This is a genomic window from Microvirga sp. P4_G7 (assembly GCF_056401005.1).
This window is the reverse complement of sequence record NZ_JBFUKD010000558.1, coordinates 1-2502: the sequence shown is the minus strand read 5'-3', so window position 1 is coordinate 2502 and position 2502 is coordinate 1. Positions and strand designations below refer to the sequence as shown.

Sequence of the window (2502 nt, the reverse complement as noted above, 5' to 3'; positions counted from 1 at the left end):
AAATGATCCAGCTCGGCCTTGGTTTCGTGCCGCAGACGGGCAACGTCTTCACCGGATTGAGCGTCCATGAAAATCTCGTGATGGGTGGGCACACGCTTGCGAGCGCAGTTTTGAAATCAAGACTCGCGCGCACATACGACCAGTTTCCGCTTCTTGCGCAACGGCGGTCGTCCCTCGGCGGGGTACTCTCGGGCGGTCAGCGCCAGATGCTTGCGGTCGCTCGCGCGCTGATGACCGACCCCCAGGTTCTCATGCTGGACGAACCCACGGCTGGCCTCTCGCCGAAAATCGTAAAAGAGGTCTTCGACGATCTGCGCGCCCTCGCGAGATCAGGCGTCGCCATCCTCATGGTCGAGCAGAACGCGAAAGCTGCGCTCCGCATCTCCGATCGCGGCTACGTGCTTACGGAGGGTCGCAATCGAATGTCGGCCTCGGCGGCGGACCTCCTGAACGATCCGGCGGTGGGTGAAGCGTTTCTCGGTGGAAGGAGGCACTGACGATGATCGGTCAAGCCATCGCAGACGGCTTTCTCACGGGCGGCATTCTCGCCCTTGGGGCCATTGGCGTTTCGCTTAGTTCGCAGATCCTCAAATTCGCGAACTTTTCCCATTCCGAACTGCTGACTTGGGGCGCGTATCTCGCCCTCACATTCACCAGTTTCGCCACGTCCGGCGTCCCGCTCGGTCCGTTCTCCTTCGGTTGGTCGCTCCTGCTCGCGGTCGTCATCGCAGGGCTCGCCACCGGCGCACTCGCGATCATCGTGGACCGACTGGTGTTTCGTCGTCTGCGCTCTCACAACGCCAACAGCCTCACCATGGTGTTCGCCAGCTTCGGCGTCGCGCTCATCCTGCGCAATCTCGTGCTTTTGATCTGGGGGCCGGAGGCGCAGTATTATACGTCTGAACTGCAGATCGCTCTCGAGATCCTGCCGGGCATTCGCATGCTTCCGGATCAGATCTTCGTCCTCGCGCTCACCCTCGTTCTCGTCGTCGGGCTGCACCTTCTTCTGAAATACACCCGCCTCGGCATGTCGATGCGGGCGATGGCGGAAAGCCCCGCGTTGGCACGCGTCTGCGGCGTCAAGATCGACACGGTGATCCGCTGGACATGGGTGGTCAGCGGCATGCTCGCGGCGATGGCCGGAATTTTCGCCGGACTGACGGTGCAGCTTCGACCGGAGATGGGTTTCAATCTGCTGCTGGCCATCCTTACCGCCGCCATTCTGGGAGGATCGGGCAGCTTGTTCGGCGCCGTGCTCGGCGGCCTTCTCGTCGGTCTTGCCGAGAACCTGTCGGTGCTTGTCATCCCCGCGAGCTTCAAGGCCGCAGTGCCGTTCATGATCCTCATTCTCGTCTTGTACTTCCGCCCGCAAGGTCTCCTCGGAACAAAGCAGAACAGGTAATCCGCGATGGGCATGATCTCGTATCTCGTCTTCTTTCTCATCGTCGTCTCGGTTCTCGGCATCCTGACGCTCGGCCTCAATTTGCAATGGGGTTCAACCGGTGTCTTCAACGCCGGTGTCGTCGGCTTCTATGCGATCGGCGGTTACGCCTTCGCCATTCTGACCTCCCCTGCCCGCCCCGAATTGATCGGCAATCTCGGCCTCCCGTGGATCGTCGGTGTCATCGGCGCGCTTCTCGCGTCGGCTCTTGCGGCCGCGCTCGTCGGCTTGGCGACCATGAAGTTGCGCGGTGACTATCTCGCGATCGCGACGTTCGGCATCGCCGTCACTATCCAGCTGATCGCGTTGAACTGGGAGAGCCTCACCGGAGGCACGCTCGGTCTCACGTCGATTCCACGACCGCTGAGTGGCGTCTTCGAATCGTCGTTGACATACAACTTGTTCTATCTGTGCCTCTCTCTCGGCTTTTGCCTTTTGACCTATTGGGCCTTGGAGCGCATCGTTCGCTCACCTTGGGGACGGGCGCTGAAGGCGATCCGGGAAGACGAAGGAGCCGCCATCGCGCTCGGTAAGAATGCGAGCTTGCTCCGTCTGCAGGCTTTCGTTCTGGGGTCGACGGTGATGGGCCTTGCCGGCGCGCTGTATGTGGGATTCATCGGGTTCGTCAGCCCGTTCGATTTCGTCCCGATCATCACCTTCCAGATCTGGACGATGCTGATCGTCGGAGGCAGCGGCAACAACAAGGGCGCGCTCCTCGGCACACTGATCGTGTGGGGCCTCTGGAGCGCCAGCGGCACCCTCATCTCGAAGATCGTCCCTGCCGCCTATCAGACGCAAGGCGGCGCCGTGCAGACGATCCTCATCGGTCTCGTTCTCGTCCTGACCCTCCTGTTCAAGCCGCGCGGCTTGATCGGGGAAGAGCCAGCGACTTCGCGTCACGTCGGTTAGCCGGATTTCCGGTCGGTTTGCGGGTGCCGGAGAACTCGTCAACAGAGGGAGAAAAAGATGAAACGGATTTTAGGACTGGCAGCGGGCGCCATGCTTGCTTCGGCGTTCATGCCGGCACAGGACGCGCTAGCGCAGGCAGCACCGGCTTGTCC

The 2502-nt window shown here is 61.5% G+C and carries 3 protein-coding genes; all 3 read left to right on the top strand.

Annotated features, from left to right (window positions below):
• Positions 1-497: ABC transporter ATP-binding protein (locus tag AC1DT3_RS17875; RefSeq protein WP_477466578.1), on the top strand; the 497-nt coding region annotated here is incomplete at its 5' end.
• 2 nt (positions 498-499) lie between these two features.
• Positions 500-1402, top strand: a complete 903-nt coding sequence (locus AC1DT3_RS17870; RefSeq protein ID WP_477466577.1) for a branched-chain amino acid ABC transporter permease — start codon at positions 500-502, stop codon at positions 1400-1402.
• A 6-nt stretch (positions 1403-1408) separates the two neighbouring features.
• Positions 1409-2350, top strand: coding sequence for a branched-chain amino acid ABC transporter permease (locus tag AC1DT3_RS17865; RefSeq protein WP_477466576.1), 942 nt, complete (start codon positions 1409-1411; stop codon positions 2348-2350).
• The last annotated feature ends 152 nt before the right edge of the window (positions 2351-2502 follow it).

Bases quoted from the DNA above. Each gene is read 5' to 3' on its own strand.
- AC1DT3_RS17865 (WP_477466576.1), top strand. From the start codon at position 1,409: ATGGGCATGATCTCGTATCTCGTCTTCTTTCTCATCGTCGTCTCGGTT.
- AC1DT3_RS17870 (WP_477466577.1), top strand. From the start codon at position 500: ATGATCGGTCAAGCCATCGCAGACGGCTTTCTCACGGGCGGCATTCTC.